Source organism: Arthrobacter sp. Y3221087, assembly GCF_059089905.1.
In genome coordinates this window covers 814,921-830,998 of record NZ_JBNHFE010000001.1, presented here as the reverse complement: position 1 = coordinate 830,998, position 16,078 = coordinate 814,921, and the positions used below count along the sequence as shown (strand labels likewise).

At 67.0% G+C, this 16,078-nt stretch carries 17 protein-coding genes; 5 read left to right on the top strand and 12 right to left on the bottom strand.

Annotated features, from left to right (window positions below; genetic code table 11):
• Nucleotides 1-88: 88 nt before the first annotated feature.
• A complete protein-coding gene (locus tag AC5RUO_RS03935; protein WP_494102874.1) occupies nucleotides 89-1,099 on the bottom strand; it encodes an o-succinylbenzoate synthase in 1,011 nt (336 codons plus the stop codon).
• Nucleotides 1,100-1,196: 97 nt separating this feature from the next.
• On the opposite strand from AC5RUO_RS03935, the gene AC5RUO_RS03930 reads away from it, so the two are divergent.
• From AC5RUO_RS03930 to AC5RUO_RS03920, 3 genes are all read left to right on the top strand, one after another.
• A complete protein-coding gene (locus AC5RUO_RS03930; protein ID WP_494010281.1) occupies nucleotides 1,197-1,532 on the top strand; it encodes an ArsR/SmtB family transcription factor in 336 nt (111 codons plus the stop codon).
• Nucleotides 1,533-1,547: 15 nt separating this feature from the next.
• A complete protein-coding gene (locus tag AC5RUO_RS03925; protein WP_494010280.1) occupies nucleotides 1,548-2,054 on the top strand; it encodes an SRPBCC family protein in 507 nt (168 codons plus the stop codon).
• Nucleotides 2,055-2,157: 103 nt separating this feature from the next.
• On the top strand, nucleotides 2,158-3,063 hold the full coding sequence (locus AC5RUO_RS03920; RefSeq protein ID WP_494051125.1) for a phosphatase PAP2 family protein: 906 nt from the start codon (nucleotides 2,158-2,160) through the stop codon (nucleotides 3,061-3,063).
• Between the two features lie 9 nt (nucleotides 3,064-3,072).
• Here the strand turns inward: AC5RUO_RS03920 and AC5RUO_RS03915 are convergent, their stop codons facing one another.
• The 8 genes from AC5RUO_RS03915 to AC5RUO_RS03880 all read right to left on the bottom strand — a co-directional run bounded on the left by AC5RUO_RS03915 (nucleotide 3,073) and on the right by AC5RUO_RS03880 (nucleotide 10,286).
• The gene (locus AC5RUO_RS03915) at nucleotides 3,073-4,206 is read right to left on the bottom strand and encodes a glutamate--cysteine ligase (protein ID WP_494102873.1); all 1,134 of its coding nucleotides are present in this window, start codon (nucleotides 4,204-4,206) and stop codon (nucleotides 3,073-3,075) included.
• 673 nt (nucleotides 4,207-4,879) lie between these two features.
• Nucleotides 4,880-5,377 (bottom strand): hypothetical protein, encoded by a 498-nt coding sequence (locus AC5RUO_RS03910; RefSeq protein ID WP_494102872.1) that lies wholly within the window; start codon nucleotides 5,375-5,377, stop codon nucleotides 4,880-4,882.
• Nucleotides 5,377-6,024 carry a signal peptidase I gene (locus AC5RUO_RS03905; RefSeq protein ID WP_494102871.1) on the bottom strand — a complete coding sequence of 216 codons (648 nt, stop codon included), beginning with the start codon at nucleotides 6,022-6,024 and terminating at the stop codon, nucleotides 5,377-5,379. The genes AC5RUO_RS03910 and AC5RUO_RS03905 overlap by 1 nt, the downstream gene beginning before the upstream one ends.
• On the bottom strand, nucleotides 6,014-6,622 hold the full coding sequence (locus AC5RUO_RS03900; RefSeq protein ID WP_494102870.1) for a SipW-dependent-type signal peptide-containing protein: 609 nt from the start codon (nucleotides 6,620-6,622) through the stop codon (nucleotides 6,014-6,016). Before AC5RUO_RS03900 ends, AC5RUO_RS03905 begins: the two co-directional genes overlap by 11 nt.
• 68 nt (nucleotides 6,623-6,690) lie before the next feature.
• Nucleotides 6,691-7,230 (bottom strand): alternate-type signal peptide domain-containing protein, encoded by a 540-nt coding sequence (locus AC5RUO_RS03895; RefSeq protein WP_494010275.1) that lies wholly within the window; start codon nucleotides 7,228-7,230, stop codon nucleotides 6,691-6,693.
• A 140-nt stretch (nucleotides 7,231-7,370) separates the two neighbouring features.
• Nucleotides 7,371-8,282: an LssY C-terminal domain-containing protein gene (locus AC5RUO_RS03890; protein WP_494102869.1), complete on the bottom strand. Its 912-nt coding sequence runs from the start codon at nucleotides 8,280-8,282 to the stop codon at nucleotides 7,371-7,373.
• Complete coding sequence (locus AC5RUO_RS03885; protein WP_494010273.1) at nucleotides 8,279-8,983, bottom strand: esterase/lipase family protein; 705 nt, start codon at nucleotides 8,981-8,983, stop codon at nucleotides 8,279-8,281. Before AC5RUO_RS03885 ends, AC5RUO_RS03890 begins: the two co-directional genes overlap by 4 nt.
• 85 nt (nucleotides 8,984-9,068) lie before the next feature.
• Entirely contained in the window at nucleotides 9,069-10,286 is a 1,218-nt protein-coding gene (locus tag AC5RUO_RS03880; protein ID WP_494102868.1) for an MFS transporter, read from the bottom strand.
• A gap of 154 nt (nucleotides 10,287-10,440) precedes the next feature.
• On the opposite strand from AC5RUO_RS03880, the gene AC5RUO_RS03875 reads away from it, so the two are divergent.
• Nucleotides 10,441-10,785 (top strand): hypothetical protein, encoded by a 345-nt coding sequence (locus AC5RUO_RS03875; RefSeq protein ID WP_494010271.1) that lies wholly within the window; start codon nucleotides 10,441-10,443, stop codon nucleotides 10,783-10,785.
• Here the strand turns inward: AC5RUO_RS03875 and AC5RUO_RS03870 are convergent.
• Entirely contained in the window at nucleotides 10,707-12,599 is a 1,893-nt protein-coding gene (locus AC5RUO_RS03870) for a hypothetical protein (RefSeq protein WP_494102867.1), read from the bottom strand. The genes AC5RUO_RS03875 and AC5RUO_RS03870 overlap by 79 nt on opposite strands.
• Before the next feature lie 6 nt (nucleotides 12,600-12,605).
• Here AC5RUO_RS03870 and AC5RUO_RS03865 point away from each other — a divergent pair, with 6 nt between their 5' ends.
• Entirely contained in the window at nucleotides 12,606-13,136 is a 531-nt protein-coding gene (locus AC5RUO_RS03865) for a hypothetical protein (RefSeq protein WP_494010269.1), read from the top strand.
• Nucleotides 13,137-13,331: 195 nt separating this feature from the next.
• Here AC5RUO_RS03865 and AC5RUO_RS03860 read toward each other — a convergent pair whose 3' ends face one another.
• Both AC5RUO_RS03860 and AC5RUO_RS03855 read right to left on the bottom strand, forming a co-directional pair.
• A complete protein-coding gene (locus tag AC5RUO_RS03860) occupies nucleotides 13,332-15,116 on the bottom strand; it encodes a sensor domain-containing protein (protein ID WP_494102866.1) in 1,785 nt (594 codons plus the stop codon).
• The gene (locus tag AC5RUO_RS03855) at nucleotides 15,113-15,949 is read right to left on the bottom strand and encodes an alpha/beta fold hydrolase (RefSeq protein WP_494010267.1); all 837 of its coding nucleotides are present in this window, start codon (nucleotides 15,947-15,949) and stop codon (nucleotides 15,113-15,115) included. Before AC5RUO_RS03855 ends, AC5RUO_RS03860 begins: the two co-directional genes overlap by 4 nt.
• Nucleotides 15,950-16,078 lie beyond the last annotated feature (129 nt).

Below are 16,078 nucleotides of genomic sequence, written 5' to 3'. Positions count from 1 at the left end.
AGCCGCCACAAGTGAGAGAGCGTCCCGGGGAAAGCCGCCACAAGTGAGCGGGCGTCCCTGGGGAAGCCGCGGGAAGTGAGAGAGGGTCTCAGGCGGCGAGGACGGCGTGGACACGGCGCAGCCTGGCAAGCCACCAGTCCCGCCGCTCCGGGGAGGCCGCATACCGCTCCAGCAGCCCGGGGTCGGCCGTGACCCCGCGCAGGCGGATGGCGCCGCCGTCGGCCGTCAGGGGGTCCAGGGTGACGTCCGATTCAAACAGGGACACCGTCCCCAGCCCGCACGCGTAGGGCAGATCCGGCAGCGCCGCGGCCAGGGCCAGGCCTGCACTGATGCCCACCGAGGTGTCCAGCGCGGAGCTGACGACGGCAGGCAAGCCGGCCTGCGCCACGATGTCCAGGGCACGCCGCACTCCCCCGAGGGGCGCCACCTTGACCACCACCAGGTCGGCGGCGCCGGCCCGGGCCACACGCAGCGGGTCGTCCTCCTTGCGGACGCTTTCGTCGGCGGCGATAAGCACAGGGATGCCGGCCGCACGCAGCTGCGTGCGCACTTCCGCGAGGCCCTCGATGGTGGGCACGGGCTGCTCGGCGTATTCGAGCCCGACGGCGGACAGCCGGGTGAGTGCCTTGACGGCCGTGGGCACGTCCCAACCGCCGTTGGCGTCCACGCGCAGGGCGGCATCCGGCAGGGCGGCCCGTACGGCGGCGAGGCGCGCTACGTCGTCGTCGAGGGCCTGGCCCCGCTCGGCCACCTTGACCTTGACGGCGTCCACCCGCCCGAACCGGGCCAGCACCCCTGCCACCAGTTCAGGGGGAACAGCCGGCACGGTGGCGTTCACCGGGATGGCAGTCCGCAGCGGTACGGGGAACCCGAGCCAGGCGGCCTCGATGGCGGAGGCAAGCCAGCGGGAGGCCTCGGCATCGCCGTACTCGGGGAACGGGCAGAACTCCCCCCACCCGGCCGGGCCCCGCAGCAGCAGCGATTCGCGCTCCAGGATGCCGCGGAACTTCACCCGCATGGGCAGGCTGACCACGTGCGCGCTGGCCAAAAGGTCTTGCAGCGGGGGCAGGTCCGGCAGAGGCGAGGCGCTGGCAGGCATGGCATTCACCCTACCGTCGGTGGAAACCCTCCCGCGGAACGGCGACGGCTTGGTAAGGGGTCTTCAAAACATATCAATATGGATATATGATTGCTCCATGGCACGCGCAGCTACCACAGAGGACGCCTTCAATGCGGTAGCCGAACCGCGGCGCCGGGAAATCCTGGACGCCCTGGCAGCCGGCGAGCGCACGGTAGGTGAACTTGTGGACCGGCTTGATCTTGCCCAGCCGCACGTGTCCAGGCACCTCCGGGTCCTCCGCGAAGTGGGCGCCGTGCACGTTCGGGACGAGGGCAGGCAGCGCATCTACTCGCTCAACGCAGAGGCCTTGAAGCCCATCTACGCGTGGGTGGCGGGCTATGAGCACCTCTGGGCGGAGCGGTTCGACCTGCTTGAGGACGTGCTTGACGAACTGAAACAGCAGGACAGCTAGATAAGGAGCAGGACAGTGGCAGAAACAGGCAGCAGCACCATGGACGTCACGTTCCCCAGCGACGAGGAAATCCTGATCACCCGCACGGTCAACGCGCCCAGGCACCTGGTATACCGGGCCTGGACCACCCCCGAGCTGGTCCGGAAGTGGTGGCCCGGGCGCCGGGGCGAGATGACCGTCGCGGACATGGATTTCCGGGTGGGCGGTACATGGCGGTATGTCATGGTGGCCCACGGCGGGTTCGAAGTCGCCTTCCACGGCACGTACCGGGAGATCGTCCCCAACGAGCGGATCGTGCACACCGAGGTGATGGAGATGCCGGAGGCGGCACCGGACAGCGAGGAAGGGGCCGTGGTGAACACCGTCACCTTCGAGGAGGCCGACGGCGGCGGCACCACGGTCAGCATCCGCACCAACGCGGGCAGCAGGGAGGTCCGCGACATGATTGCCCAGTCCGGCATGGAGGGCGGCGTCCGCGAGCAGTTCGAGATCATCGAAGAGCTGGCAGCGGCCCCCGCCTGACGTCGGCTGCCTCCCCCGGGGCAGAGGCCCGGCCCTCCCCGGGGCGGCGGCACGCCCGTCAAGTCCAAGCGGTCTCCCAGCTTTCTGTGACACCCTTAAGCCGATGACAATTTCACGGCAGGCAGGCATCAGGACCGCATCCCGACCAGCTCCGGGCTCGGGATTCCTGTTCATGCTGGCAACCCTGGCCTGCGTGGCCGGGCTGGTCGCCACCTACTACTACTTTGTCCAGACCACAACGGGGCAGTTCATCGACGAGTCCGCTTTGGTGGAGGCCGTGGAACTCCATGGCCCGGCAGGCAAGGCGAGCACCAGGTTCCTGGATCTGCTGCCCACCATCTCGCTGGTGATGGCCGCCGTCGTGGTGCTGTTTGTGACCGTGATCCGCAAGCGCTGGGCGGAGGCCGGGATCGCGGTGGCTGCGTGCATCGGCGCCAACGTGGCCACCCAGGTGCTCAAGGCCCTGCTGCCGGCCCGGCCGGACAAGGGCGTGGTGACGCTGGACATTAACTCCCTCCCGTCCGGCCACACCACGCTGGCGGCCTCGGCGGCGGCCGCGGTGTTCCTGATGGCGTCCCCGCGCTGGCGACCGATGGCCGGTTTTGTGGGCGGCACGTTCGCCATAGCCTCCGGGGTTTCGACGCTGATCAACCAGTGGCACCGGCCCGCGGACGTGGTGGCGGCGTTCCTGCTGGTGGGCGCGTTCATGATCCCTGCCGGCTGGCTCATCGTGCGGCGGGGCGCCTGGAACGCCTGGGACGGTTTCGGCGGGCACATCGGCTCGGCCCGGATCTGGCTGACGCTGCCGGTTCTGCTCGGACTGGCCTCGGCGGCCGTGGCCATATACTCGCTGATCCGGATCGCGCCGAGCCCCTGGCAGGAGGCCAGCACCACCAACTACTTCTGGGCCGGGATCTCGCTGATTGTCATAGCGGGGTACCTGGCCACGGTGGCCACCACCTCGCTGTTCGCCTTCGCGGCACGACGCCGGGGCTCCCCGCGCCGCTAGTAGGAACCGTTACAGCACCAGGCCGCGGTTCAACGCAGCCGCCCTTCCAGATTCCGGTGGCGCCGTGGCGGGCAAACAGGTGGCGGTGACGGCGTCGGCCACCACTGTGCGCAGGTTCAGGGCCCCTGCGTAGGAGTTCCGCTGCACTGCGGCACCGGTCCCCCGGTGCAAGACCTGGAACAGCAAAGACTCCACAACAGTGAATTCACCCTGCTCCTCCAGGACCGGGCGGAGGTGGTCCAGGAGGGATACCACCACCTCGAAGGCGCCCTTCGGCGTACCGGTGAAGGGGTCCGCCAAATTGCCGTCCAACCCGTAGCGGCTGGCCTGCCAGGACGCAAGCCGCAACTGCGTGGCCGAGGCCGGCACCGGCATGATCCCCTCCCGCCACTGCCGTGCCGCCGTCTCCACCAGGCCCCGCACCAGGGCTCCCATGAGGACGGCGTCGTCGGCAAACAGGCACACGTCCGCCACCCGAACTTCCACGGTGGGATGCTTGTGGCTCAGCCGCGCGTCGAAGTAGAGGTTGGCCTGGTCCAGCGGGACCCCTGAGCTGAGAATCTGTTCCAGCTCGTGCCGGTAGGCGGCGGCGGAACCGAAAATCTCGGCAGGCCCTGTGGTGGGCCACCGGCTCCAGGCCTGGGAACGGTAGCTCGCGTAGCTCGTGTCCGTCCCTTGCCAGTAGGGCGAATTGGCGCTGATGGCCAGCAGGACGGGCAGCCAGATCCGGATGCGGTCCAGCATGGCCACGCCCTCCTCCTCCGACTCGATCTCCACATGCACGTGGCAGCCGCCGGTCAGTTGCTCCACCGCGGTGAGCCCGAACTTCTCCATCAGCCGGGAGCAGCGCTCCCCCGGCGCCAGGGTGGACTGCACGGGCACTGGCGAGGTTGCCAGCGCACCGGCCCGCGCGCCCACGCGCCTGGCCGCGGCGTCCGCGCTCTTCCTGCCGTCCGTGATGTCGTGGGCCAGCTCGGCAAGGCTGATGCGCGGCAGGGTGCAGGTTTCGATCTGCTCCTGCTTCATCTCGCTGGTGAGGCGGGGGAAATCGCTGAGCTGGTCAAGGACCGCACCCAGCGGCACGGGGTTGCCGCCGTCGTCGACAATCAGGAACTCTTCCTCAACACCCAGCCGGCGCGTCATCGCGCGCCTTCAAACGTGCAGGTATCCATAACCGGCATCCGTCCCATTCCTAATGCACAACCATCCCGGAAAAGTAAGCCACGGCGCTCCTCGCCGTCGGTCCGGCGGGCGTCTGCTTAGCCTCGCAGCATCGTCACACACTACCCATGGCTGCAGGCGGGCCGGAAGGTGGCGGGCAGCTTAAGTTTCCATGAACGTCCGACGACGGCCGGGCCTGGATGCGCGGGGTCCGTCCGGCACCGGCAATTCCTGTGGGGAATTTGACCGTTTCTTGATGGCCCCGAGGGCCCTTTATTGATCCACACACTGAATAGTTGCTCTTGCCAGGCCGAAAGGCCCCGGCCGGATGGCTCTCCTGCAAGCCATCACTCTCCTGGCGGCGTCTTGAAGTGGGCGCCGCCAGGTACCCGGTTCCGGCCCGCACCTCTTGCGCTCCGAACCCCACTTTTCCTCGCCGCTCCCAGCTGTTGAGCGCCCCGCGGCCCCCAATTCGCTGGAACGCTGCGCATTCGCTGTATCGGAACAGCGATCCTGCAGGGCTCCGGCGAATTGGCGGCGGCCGCCCTTCCGCTGCGGATCCCCGCTGAACGCAACGCACACCAGCTCGGCAGGAGCTGGCGCCACTATGTGGGGGGACATAGCGGCGCCTGCTTCCGCCGAGCTGGCGCGGTGCCTACAGTGCCGTGGACACGCAGGTGACCTTATTGCTGTTGTTGCCTTGTTCCAGGTCGACCACCGCCGTGGCACTGCCCGTTGACTGGTCGCTGTAGGTGGCAGTCACGCGAATGGTCAGCCGTGCCGTGGAACGGTTCACGACCACGATCGGCGACGTGATGTCCAGGCTGATGGTGCTGGACGCTCCCAACGTCACGGACTGGTTGTACGAGGGACCGTAACTGCCGTCGGCCTGCAGGGCCGCGTAGGTAAGGGAGGCAGGCGTTTTCGTCCCGGTGGCGGTCAGGGTGGCGTGGGTCCGGTTGTTGTTGTTGGTGCACGTGAAGCCGGTGAGGACATCGCCGGGCCAGGTGGCTGCGGCACTCACGGTCATGGTCGCCGTCGCGCTTTGCTGCCAAAGGGCCGACGCCGACGCGCCGCCCACGCCCAGCGTCACCGTCAGTGCGAAGGCGCCGACGGCGGCCCCGGCACCCGGGAGGTCCCGGAACTTGCCCATCACGATGCCCCAGCCATGCGGGACTTGCGGGACTTGCGGACGGACGTAAAGACCGTGACGGCGCCGTAGCCGATGAGGCCGATGGCAGCGATGGTGCTCCAGGTGCCGCGGTCGGAGTTTCCCAGCGCGTTGGCCACGAAGCCGACGAACGGGACTGCGTAGAACAGCTTGCCCTTGACCTGGATATCCCTGACGGGTTCAGGATCGTTCACGCCGTTGTTGTCGCCCCGGGTGATGAGCGCCTTCTCCCCGTTCTGCGTGGCGCCGAAACCGACCACCCGGTGCGTTTCCACCTCCGGCCGTCCCGAGTGCAGCTGGAACGTCACCACGTCGCCGTACCGGATCTGGTCAAAGGCAACCGGCTTCATCACCAGGAACGTGCCCGGTGGGAACTTGGGCGCCATGGAGTTGGTGAGCACTGTGTAGGGCTGCGAGCCCGTTGCCACCGGCAGCACGATCAGGACCAGCGCGGCGAACAACGCAGTCATCATGGCGGACATGCTGGCGATGCGCCTGACGGCGGTCCACGTACCGGCGCGCCTGCCCCGGCCCGGTGCCGCTTCCGTCAGCGGCAGTTCCGCGGGATGCGTGTCCTCCCCATCCGGGGTGTGGCCGACGACGGTGCGTTCTGTCAGGTCAGCAGCCACCGGGCACCCCGCACAACTGACGGGCGGTGAGCGGAAGGGTGATGTTCACTGCTTGTCCTTTCACGGTGGTGGGGGCGGCCGCGCTGAGGCTGGCCTGGAAGCAGAAGACGGTGGACCCGCCTTTGGCGACAGCCGGCGAAACAAGTCCCGCGGAGCCCACCGGCGCATAGCTGCCGGTGGCGCCGCACTCCGCGCTGGTGGCCGCGGCCTTGGCGCTGACTGTCACGTACTGGGCCAGGTTTCCGCCGGACGCATTCGCCACGACCGGCTGCCCTACAGTGACGGTGGTGTTGAAGGTACCGCCGGCGTTGGTGTTGTTGGTGACTGCCACGCCCCCGTACACCGAGGTTCCAGGCGAGAGGGTGGCCGCCGGGGTGATGGCCAGGTTTGCCGACTGCCCGGTGGCCAGCGTCATGTTCGTGACCTGTCCGGACGGAACTGCACTGAGCGCCACATCGAACGACGCCGAGGCAACAGTCCCGGGGGCGGCCGACGCGCTGGCGCTCCAGAGGGCGTACGTGCCCTGCACGGTCAAGAGTCCCAGGAGCACTGCCGCGGCGATGATCACCGCCGCCTGCAGTGAGCGCTTGGTGCGCATTTATTTTCCTCCTGGTCCTCTTTCCTGGTCCTGCGGGCGGGTGGCTGCTCAGCCACCCGCCGTGTTGGTTAGGAGAGGCCGGACTGAGTGACCTGCGTCAGGGTGAATCCGACGTTGTTGAAGTTGTAAGTGGCGTTTACGTCCGCCCGGCCCGCGGTGCTGGACAGGAACTCGAAGGTGATAGTGGCGGTGACCGTCTGAGTTCCGGCTGAGGCAACCAGCGGGTTGGCGACGCCGACGCCGCCCACCGTCAGCTCGGGCTCCGAAACAGCAACATTCGTGGCGCTGAAACCACTGGTTTCGCTGATGCCAGTGGTGTCGATCTCAGCGGCCATTTTGTTTCCTTTGAGTGTCACCGCCAGGTCCTGTGTGAAGGTGAGCTTGTCACCCGGAACCACCTTGTAGGTGGCGATGTTGATTGTGGCGTTGTTGCGGTCCTTCCACACGCCGGCGGTGGTGTTTTCGACGTTCAGGTCACCGGCCACGATGGTGCCGGGAGTAGCCGTGGCGGAAGCATTCCAGTTAGCGAGCGTTCCGCCGCCGCCCAGCAGCAGTGCTGCACCCACGGCGATGGCTGCGGTGCCCTTGATCAGAGTGCTGTTCTTCATGACGTGTCCCCTCAGACTTTGATGTGCGTGTTGTCTAGCTGGGGACCACTCTGCATGGCGAAACTCAGGACCTATGGGGTCAAAGGGTCAAAGAAGGCTCAAGTTATCTGAAAAATTAAAATCGCCTCTGACCTGCGCTTTTACCGTTCACCGGCCCCTGGATGACCCGGCTCATAGAGGTCGATGATGGGCAGGTGCCCGTCCGTGCGGATGGCGTCGCCGCCGCCGTTGCGGTGGTGGTAACCCGTGGAGTAGTTGAGGATGACGTGGACCGACTCCACGGCGCGGGCGGCCTGAAGCGTCTCGATGATGAAGTCCCGTTCCTCGTCCGTGCGGTCGGCGATCTTGTGCGTGATCTGGAACGTGAAGAGGGACAGTCCCACGCTCCGGTCATAGGTGCCGGCACCCACGAAATCGACAGGAATTCCGCCGGGCAGCATCCAGCCCTCCGGGCACTTCCAGAACCGGACGTGGTGGCGCTTGCGCGGGTTGCCGTCGATCTCGCGCTGGAACGCCAGGTCCTGCCGGTTGCCGAACACGTACAGGGAACTGACCGGCGCTTCCGGGTAGCTGCGCCCCAGCACGGTGGACGTCAGGGTGCGCCAGGCCGTAGCCGGCGTGATGGGGTCCGCTTCCACCCAGCCGGCGGAACGCATCGCCCGCCGCAGCTCGTCCCCGGTCCCCACCACCGCCAGGTTCACGGGGTCGCCCAGCACGCCGTCGCCGGTCCTGGTCCGGCCGATGAAGTAGTCCGGAATGTAGAGGCTGCTGAGGATCTTGTGGATGCGCGGCAGCAGGGCGTAGGCCAGGATCAGCCACACCGGCAGGAATACCCATGCCTGTTCGGGACCGCGGGACAGCCGCGAGAGCAGGAAGAACCACACGGCCCATCCGACGGCGATGGTCACCAGCAGGTACAGGAGCCGCTGCAGCACCGCCAGCACCGTGGCCCAGCGGCTCTGCCGCCGCTCGCTCGAAGTCTCCGCACGCGAATGGTCAGGCTCCTGCGGAGCCGGCCGCCCGGCGTCGTAATTCCTTTCCACAGAACTCACGGCTCGTCGGGGGTCAATTGCTCCACGATGATCCGGGCCGTCTCCGAATCCCCAAGGATGCGGAAGTGCCCGGCCGTGGGCAGCTCGATGTTGGTGGCACCCGGCAGGATGCTGCCCTCCGGGATGTGGGGGTCGAAGGGTCCGTAGATGGACGTGATCCGGCTGTTGATGGTTTCCTCGCGGGCCAGCTCCAGGGTCAGGGCGTTGCGCGGCGAGAAGATCCGCAGGCTGGGCAGCAGCATGTAGCGCGCGTAGGTGGAGCCGGAGAAGGGCGTGCACACGGTGATCATCCGGGAGATCCGCTGCTCCGGGTCCAGGTTGAGCATGGCGTACTTCCCGATCAGCCCGCCCTTGCTGTGGGCCACGATGGCGGCGTCCCGCAGCCCGGCCTCCTCGATGTGCTGCGCCACCAGCCTGGCCGCCGCCGGCACCTTCAGCTTGTTCCGCTGCAGCACCGTGACTACGTGGACGGGATGGCCGGCGTCGTGGACGGACTGGATGAGGGGCAGCATGAACTGCCAGTTCTCGTACACGCCAGGGATGATCACCACAGGACTGCGGTGCCCCTGGTGGAACGAGCCCGGCTGCACGCGGGACAGCATGCCCTCAACCTGGCACACCGCCGCATACACGTAGTCCTGCAGCCACCACAGGCCCTTCTGCAGCCCACTGATTCGCGTGGGAATCCCCGTTTCACCCATCTGTCGAGGATAACCGCCTCTTCCGCTGTGCTATCACTTCTGGTCCCTAAACCGGCGTTTTAGCCACCTCAAGTGATAGGGCAAGTCAGTAGTTGCGGCGGTGCTTCAGGCGGGGAATCACGACGGCGAACACGGCTGCCGCCGCGAACCCCAGGATGCCCGTGGCCGAGATTCCGGCGCCCAGCGAGGCCAGGGCCGTCACCCCGGACAGGAGCACTGGCCCGCTGGTGGAGCCGGCGTCAGCCATGAATCGCCACAACCCCAGGAACTGGCCCCTGCCGCGGTCGGGTGAGAAGTCGGCGCCAAGGGTCATCACCAGTCCGGAGCTGATGCCGTTGCCGAAACCGATCAGCAGCGCCGCGAGCAGCAGCCCCACGAAGGATCCGGTGAGCGGAATCAGCAGCAGCGCCATGCCCATGAGCAGGGTTGACGGGACGGCTACGAACTGCCGGCCCCTGCGGTCCATGAGCTTGCCTGCCGGGTAGAACACCAGCATGTCGATGGCCCCGGACAGCCCGTAGATCAAGGAGGCGGAGGTGGCGTCCATGCCCAGGTGGTCCGCCCACAGCGGGATCACCACCTGCCGGGAGGAACGCAGCGCGCTCAGCAGCAGGATGCCCACGCCCAGCGAAAGGAAGACCCCCGCGTGGGATACCGCCATGCTGCGGAGCGTGGGCTGGGGGCCAGCCGTCGCGCCGTCGTGCGTTTCCGCCGCGGCCAGGTCCGGGATGGTGAGGGACAGCAGCGCCGCGGCCGCCATCGCCACCACGCCCACCCAGTACGCGCCGCCGATGCCGGCGAACTGCATCACGGCTGCGCCCAGGAACGGGCCTATGAACACACCGATCCGGTTGACCCCGCCCAGGGTGGACAGCGCCCGCGCGCGGAATTCCACGGGCACCGCCTCGGTGAGGTACTTCTGCCGTGCCAGGCCAAAGACGCTGCCGGACATGCCGACGACGGCCATCGCCGCCGCGAGCAGCCACAGCCCGCTGGGCACCACGTAGGACAACCCGCCTGCGGCCATTGCCGCAGCGGCGGCGACGGCGGCACCCACGATGGACCATCGCTCACCGAATTTGAGGGTCAGCAGGGAGGCGGGCAGGTTGAAAAGCCATGAACCGAGCCCCATCAGGGTGACAATCAGGGCTGCGATGGCAACGGATGCGCCGAGGTCCCGGGCCGTCAACGCCACCACCGGAAGGATGGCCCCCTGCCCGATCCCGAAGAGGAGCGTTGGCCCGAAAGCGGCAACCGCAATGCTGCGAAGGCTGAAGGGCTGGGGGTCGTCCGGGGAAGTCATCGGATTCATCCTATGGCGGCGCCGCTATGCAAATTTCCCCGCTGCCGTTTCCCCCACATCGACCAAAATTCGGGGGTCACAAACGGCCTGTACAGGAGTAGCGTTCGCCTTATGGGGCGCTGATCCGCGCCCATAGCCAAGGGGAGGTCATCTGATGGGTGAAGTGTGGATCCGAACGCTCGGCAACGGGCTGGTCCGGGCAGCAAGAGTCACCGAAATTTCATCCACCCGGGGATCACTCCACGAGGACCAGGGGTACTCCCTGAAAGTCGTCGTGGACGGGAAAGGCCACGTCCTGATCGACGACGCCGAACTTCAGGGCAGCCTGGCTGAGCGGCTGGAGTACGCCCGCCACATGGAGGACGCCCTGCTGCTCGCCATGGACGAGGCCCGCGCCAGCGACGCCTCCGTGGTGATCTCCTACGAGCCCGAACGCGAGCGCTGGTCTTCAGCGCCGGTGGCGGAGTTAACCGGCAGGCTTCCCGAGGTAGTCGGCTGACCCTGCCGTAAACCCGCGGCCGGGGAACCCTGCGCCCGAAAATCTGATGTCCGTGCCGGCAGCCCGCTGATGCTGGTGCGCGTGAAGCACAGCGCCCAGAGTGCGACAACCAGCACCACCACCAGGACCCACGGCAGGTCCGGCCAGGCGAGGATGAACGGCACGGCCACCGCCACCACGGTCACAATCAGCAGGTACCAGGCGACGTACCACCATGGGTTTGCCGGCCGGTTGCGCGCGGGGTCGCTTGATTGCCGGACGGACGGTTTCCGCCTGCGCTGGAGCCGGTTGTGCAGCACTCCCCACACCGGCCCGTTCAGGAGTCCCACCAGTACACCGGCGAACACGGCCGTGGTCACCGCCAGCACGCCCCAGTTCTGCCAGTGCCCCCAGTGGTAGGAAGGGCCGGAACACAGCCAGGAGGACCACCATGGGTCCTGGCCGGCCCCGGGCGGGCCGCATTGCACCAGGTTCCTCGCCCACCCCTGGGAGCCCAGCCAGGCCAGGGCCGCCGGGGCGCTGAGCGCTGCGGTGAGTACCGAGAGAAGCCGCGTTACGCCCAGGCTCTTGACCATGACGCGGTGCGGACGGAGGCGCCGGTCGCCGTCGAGCCCCCGCAAGGCAAGGCCGTGAGGGTCGGAGGGCGGGTCCAGGATCAGCCGTGCCAGCGGATCCAGCACCTCCACCCTGTTGCTGGAGTAGACGATGTGGTCATAGATCAGGGCGGACCGGTTATAGACGGGATGCTCCTCCGGGCCGGGGCCGCCGTCGCCCGCGGTGTCCCGGGCATAGATCTTGCCGAAGACGGGCAGTCTGCCGTTGGCGTGGGTTGAAATGGGGCCTGCCGGAACGAAGTCGAACTTGCCCCAGACATTGATCCACCGGGGCCGGTCCGGGTTCGCCAGCCAGTCGGTCACCGGGTCCTCCCCCGTTCCGCCGCCCCACTGGGCGTACCCCAGCAGGTCGAGCCCGCTGCCCACACTGACGAAGTTTGTGGCCCGCGCCTGGTTCTGGAACAGGACCTGCCCGGTGATCGCGGCACCCTGGCTGTGCGCCACCACCGTCACCTGCGTCCCGCCGTCGTGGTCCCAGCGCTGCAGCGTGTCCACCACCCGCTGCCGCATCGCGGCAGCCTGCAGGGGCTTGCGCTTCCACACCTGGGGATCGCCCAGGAATTCGGCGAACAGGGAGACGATCTTGCCGATCCACCGGCCCGGCCCGGGAATCCAGGCCAGGACGATGGTCAGCAGCAGCACCACCAGCACGGCCAGCAGGATGAAGAACCCGGCACACGCCGCCAGGAAGGTCAGGATCGCCTGCCGCAGCCGGGCACCCAGCCATGCGAGGCTGGCCCGCCGCCGGCCCGGATAGAGGTTCCACCTGATCAGCTGCAGGGACCTTTTGTACACCCGCAGTGCGGTGCGCAGGGCCCAGGAGTACGTGGACGCGGCCGACGCCGGTTCAAAGTCCCTGCCCCAGGACGCCTCGGTCATGAGCACCGTAAGGTAGTCCGGCTTTGCGCCGGCATAGCCGCGCAGCACCTTCACCCATACCTCGGGTGCATCGCCCACTGCGTTGGCTTTGGTGATTACCAGGTGCGGGTGCGGGGCGTTCGGCGCCATGTCCAGGGAAAGATCGTGGAGGCTGAGCATCAGCGGCTGGGCCCACTCCTGCAGCGTCCCGCCTTTCAGGGCCCGGCCCATGCCGTGGACAAACACCACCGCGTGGTCCGGGCGGTTCCGGGCATGTTCGCCGGCACCGCCGCTGTTATCCGTGTTCGCGTCCCCCAGGCCGTCGCTTGCGCGCTTGCCCATGGGCTAATGATGGACCTGCACCCGGCGGGAAGGAAACTTCGAAGCTGGCGCGGCGCCACCGGCGGAACTCTGCGTCATGAAACAACAATCGATGTAATAAACATCCTCATGTTGCGTGCGTCACATTCTGCCCCTACTCTGGATGAGGCTGATGCAAACGGCCATAGCAAGAAGCTGCAGCGTCGCAGCCAATGCCGGGGAAGGCTTTACATTTTGAACTCAAAGCTCAACATTGTTGTCCGTATCGATCTCGACCAAGCACGAGCCAAGGTGATTGCAAAGGGGCATATCACCGTCCATAGCGTCAACGCCCTTTACGTAGTGGCAAAGCGGGCCAATTCCCTTCGGGAAGGCCTGGATCTGGAACTGGATATCTCACATGCCCGTGTTGATGACGCGGCGCTTGAGATGCTTCGGACCTCATCGGAGACGCATCATCTTCCAACCCTGATCGATCCGCAGCAGGCGCCGTGCACCATCAGCGTGCTGGCGCCGCGCAGGAAGGCCGCCGTTCCGGCAGCCGCAATGGCCGCATAGGCCACCGCCAAGGCAACTCCCAGCGCCCAGTACGGGGCCCCAGAGCCTGCCACCTCAACCTTCGATTTACAGTCTTTCGCCCTGCCCTCCACCACGGTTGTACCCGCCTATCCGGGTAGCCGTGCCGGGCAGGGCGAAATAGTGAACTTTACTTTTCCCTCCTGATGTCCGGCCGCCCGAGACCAGAAGGGATGATCAGGCACTGACCGGCCGGCCGCCCCGGTTGGCTTGCAGCCATTCCTCCAGGAGCGGGGCCGGCAGCGGGCGGGCATACAGATACCCCTGCGCAAGGTCACAGCCCATGGCCCTCAGTGCCTGCTCCTGCCCGGACGTTTCCACGCCTTCGGCAACGGCACGGATGCCCACGGCGTGGGCCAGGTCGATGCAGCTGCCCACGATGGCGGAGTCACCGGAGTCCGAGCCGAGTCCCGCGATGAAGGACATGTCGATCTTCAGTTCGTTGATGGGGAACTTCTTCAGGTACGTCAGGCTCGAATAGCCCGTACCAAAGTCGTCAACAGCCAGGCCGACGCCCAAGTTCTTCAGGGCAGTCAGCGACTCAAGCGCGGCCGCCGGATCGGACATCAGGGCTGTTTCCGTAATTTCCAGCTGCAGGAGCGCCGGATCCAGCGTCCAGAGCTGAAGGGCGCCCTTTACTTCGTCCACCAGTTCGGGATCGTTCAGCTGCCGGGCGGAAAGGTTGACGGCGAATTCCAGGCCCGCGTTCCGAGGGTCCTGCCGCAAGGCTGCCGCCTGCTTCAGCGTCTCGTTCAGCACCCAGGCACCCAGGGGGCGCACCAGCCCTGATTCCTCGGCCATGGTGATGAATTCCGACGGCGGCAGCAGCCCGCGCGTAGGGTGCTGCCACCGGACCATGGCCTCCACGCCGCTGGCGGTGCCGGTCCGCAGGTCAATTTGGGGCTGGTAATGGACCCGGAGGGCGCCGTCCCTGATACCTCGGCGCAGTTCGCCCAGTGCGCGGAGGCGGTCCACGGTTGGATCCGTTTCGGCGGGCTCGTGCAGCACCCACCGGCCGCGCCCCCGTTCCTTGGCCCGGTACATGGCGATGTCCGCGCGACGGATCAGGTCTTCCAGCGTTTCATCCGCGTTGTCCGCCACCGCAATCCCGATGCTGGCGGAAGTTACGATTTCCAGGCCCTCAATCTGCATTGGCGCGCGAAGGACATCCAGCAGGCCGGCGGCCAGTGCCACGGCCTCCGGGGTGTCGACGGCGGTCCGCACCACCAGGAATTCGTCACCGGAGAGCCGGGCAATGCTGCCCGTTCCCGAAACCGCGGCCCGCAGCCGCTCCGCCACGGCCACCAGCAGCTCATCCCCCGCCGAGTGCCCCAGGCTGTCGTTGACGGCTTTGAAGTGGTCCAGGTCCAAAAACAGGACGGCCAGCGTCGCCTTGGCCCTGCCGTCCAGGAAAGGCTCGAGCGCCATTCTCAGCCCTGCGCGGTTGGGCAGTCCGGTCAGGGAGTCGTGCAGGGCGAGCCGCTGCAGCTCCTTCTCCGCCTGTCCCCGTCTGGCCTCCGATTCCTCTGCGGCCCGGAGGGCGGCGACCAGTTCCTTTTCGAACATCCTGCGTTCATGGGCGCTGAAGATGATGACGCGGACACTGGCGGGCTCCTGCCCGGAGCCGGGAATCCGCTGCGCCGAGAGCAGCGCGGCGCGGCGTTCGCCGCCGGCGTCGATGATCTCCACCGCAATTTCCGAAACTGAGCCGTTGATGCCGAGCTGCGGTATGCAGTGGGTTGAGTAGAGGATCTGGTCACCCACGGGCATGAGGTCCTGCAGCCTGCGGCCGAGAAGGTCGGGACGGGCGAAACCAGTCCACCGCACAAAGGTGTCGTTGACCGCGATGATGCTGCCGCCATCGTCCGCTACCAGGTATCCGCACGGCGCCTGGTGGAACAGCGCCTCAAAGTCGTTCGGCGTTTCGTCGTGGCCCGCGGGCGGGCCTGGGGCGTCCGTCACGGGCGGGACTCAAGATAGCTCAGGATGGCGCGGGCCGTGTCCTCGGGCGCACTGACATGCGGGCAGTGGCCCGTTGCCGTCAGTTGCACCAGTGTGCTCTGCCCTAGGTGCCGGTGCACGTAGGCGCCCACCTCCTGCGGTGCGAGCAGGTCATCGGAACATTGCAGGATCAGGCACTCGCAGCCGGCCTTGTCCAGCAGCGGCCGGCTGTCGGAGAGGAAGGTGACCCTGGCGAAATGCCGCGCGATCGAGGGGTTGGTGCGGCAGAAGCTGCTCCGGAGTTCCTCCGCAAGCTCCGGGGCGTCCGGGTTGCCCATGGCCATCGGCGCGAGGGCTTCGGCCCAGGCGACATAGTTGCTGTCCAGCGAGGCGAGCAGGCCCTCGATGTCCTCCTCGGAAAACCCGCCCACGTACCCGTCGGCGGCGTCGTTGGTGTAGCGGGGCGACGGGGCCACCAGGACCAGCCGGGAGAACCTGCCCGGTTCCCGGACGGCGGCGATCAGCGCGATCATGGCGCTCACACTGTGGGCCACCAGGATGACGTCCTGCAGGTCCAGGGCGGCGCAGATTTCCAGCAGGTCTTCGGCATAGCCGTCCAGGGTCCCGTATTTGTCCCGGTCATAGGCGTCCACATCGGAGCGGCCCGCTCCCACATGGTCGAAGAGCACCAGCCGGTAGTCATCGGCGAAGTAGGGCAGCAGCCGCCGCCACATGTCCTGGTCACAGCCGTAGCCGTGGGCGAACATCATCACGGGCCCGTCAGCGCGCCCGGAGACTGTGATGTTGTTCCGGCGGATCAGCCGCGAAGCTGCCTCGGTTGCTGCTGTGACCATCCGTACCGGCCCCCCAGGGTTAGTAAGCAGGGTGATTTCCTACCTCAGATAGTAGCGGCGGCAGAACGTGAATCGGCCACAATTGCCCAAGGTGCAGCACCCGCTCTGGATACAGCTGGACCTGAATAC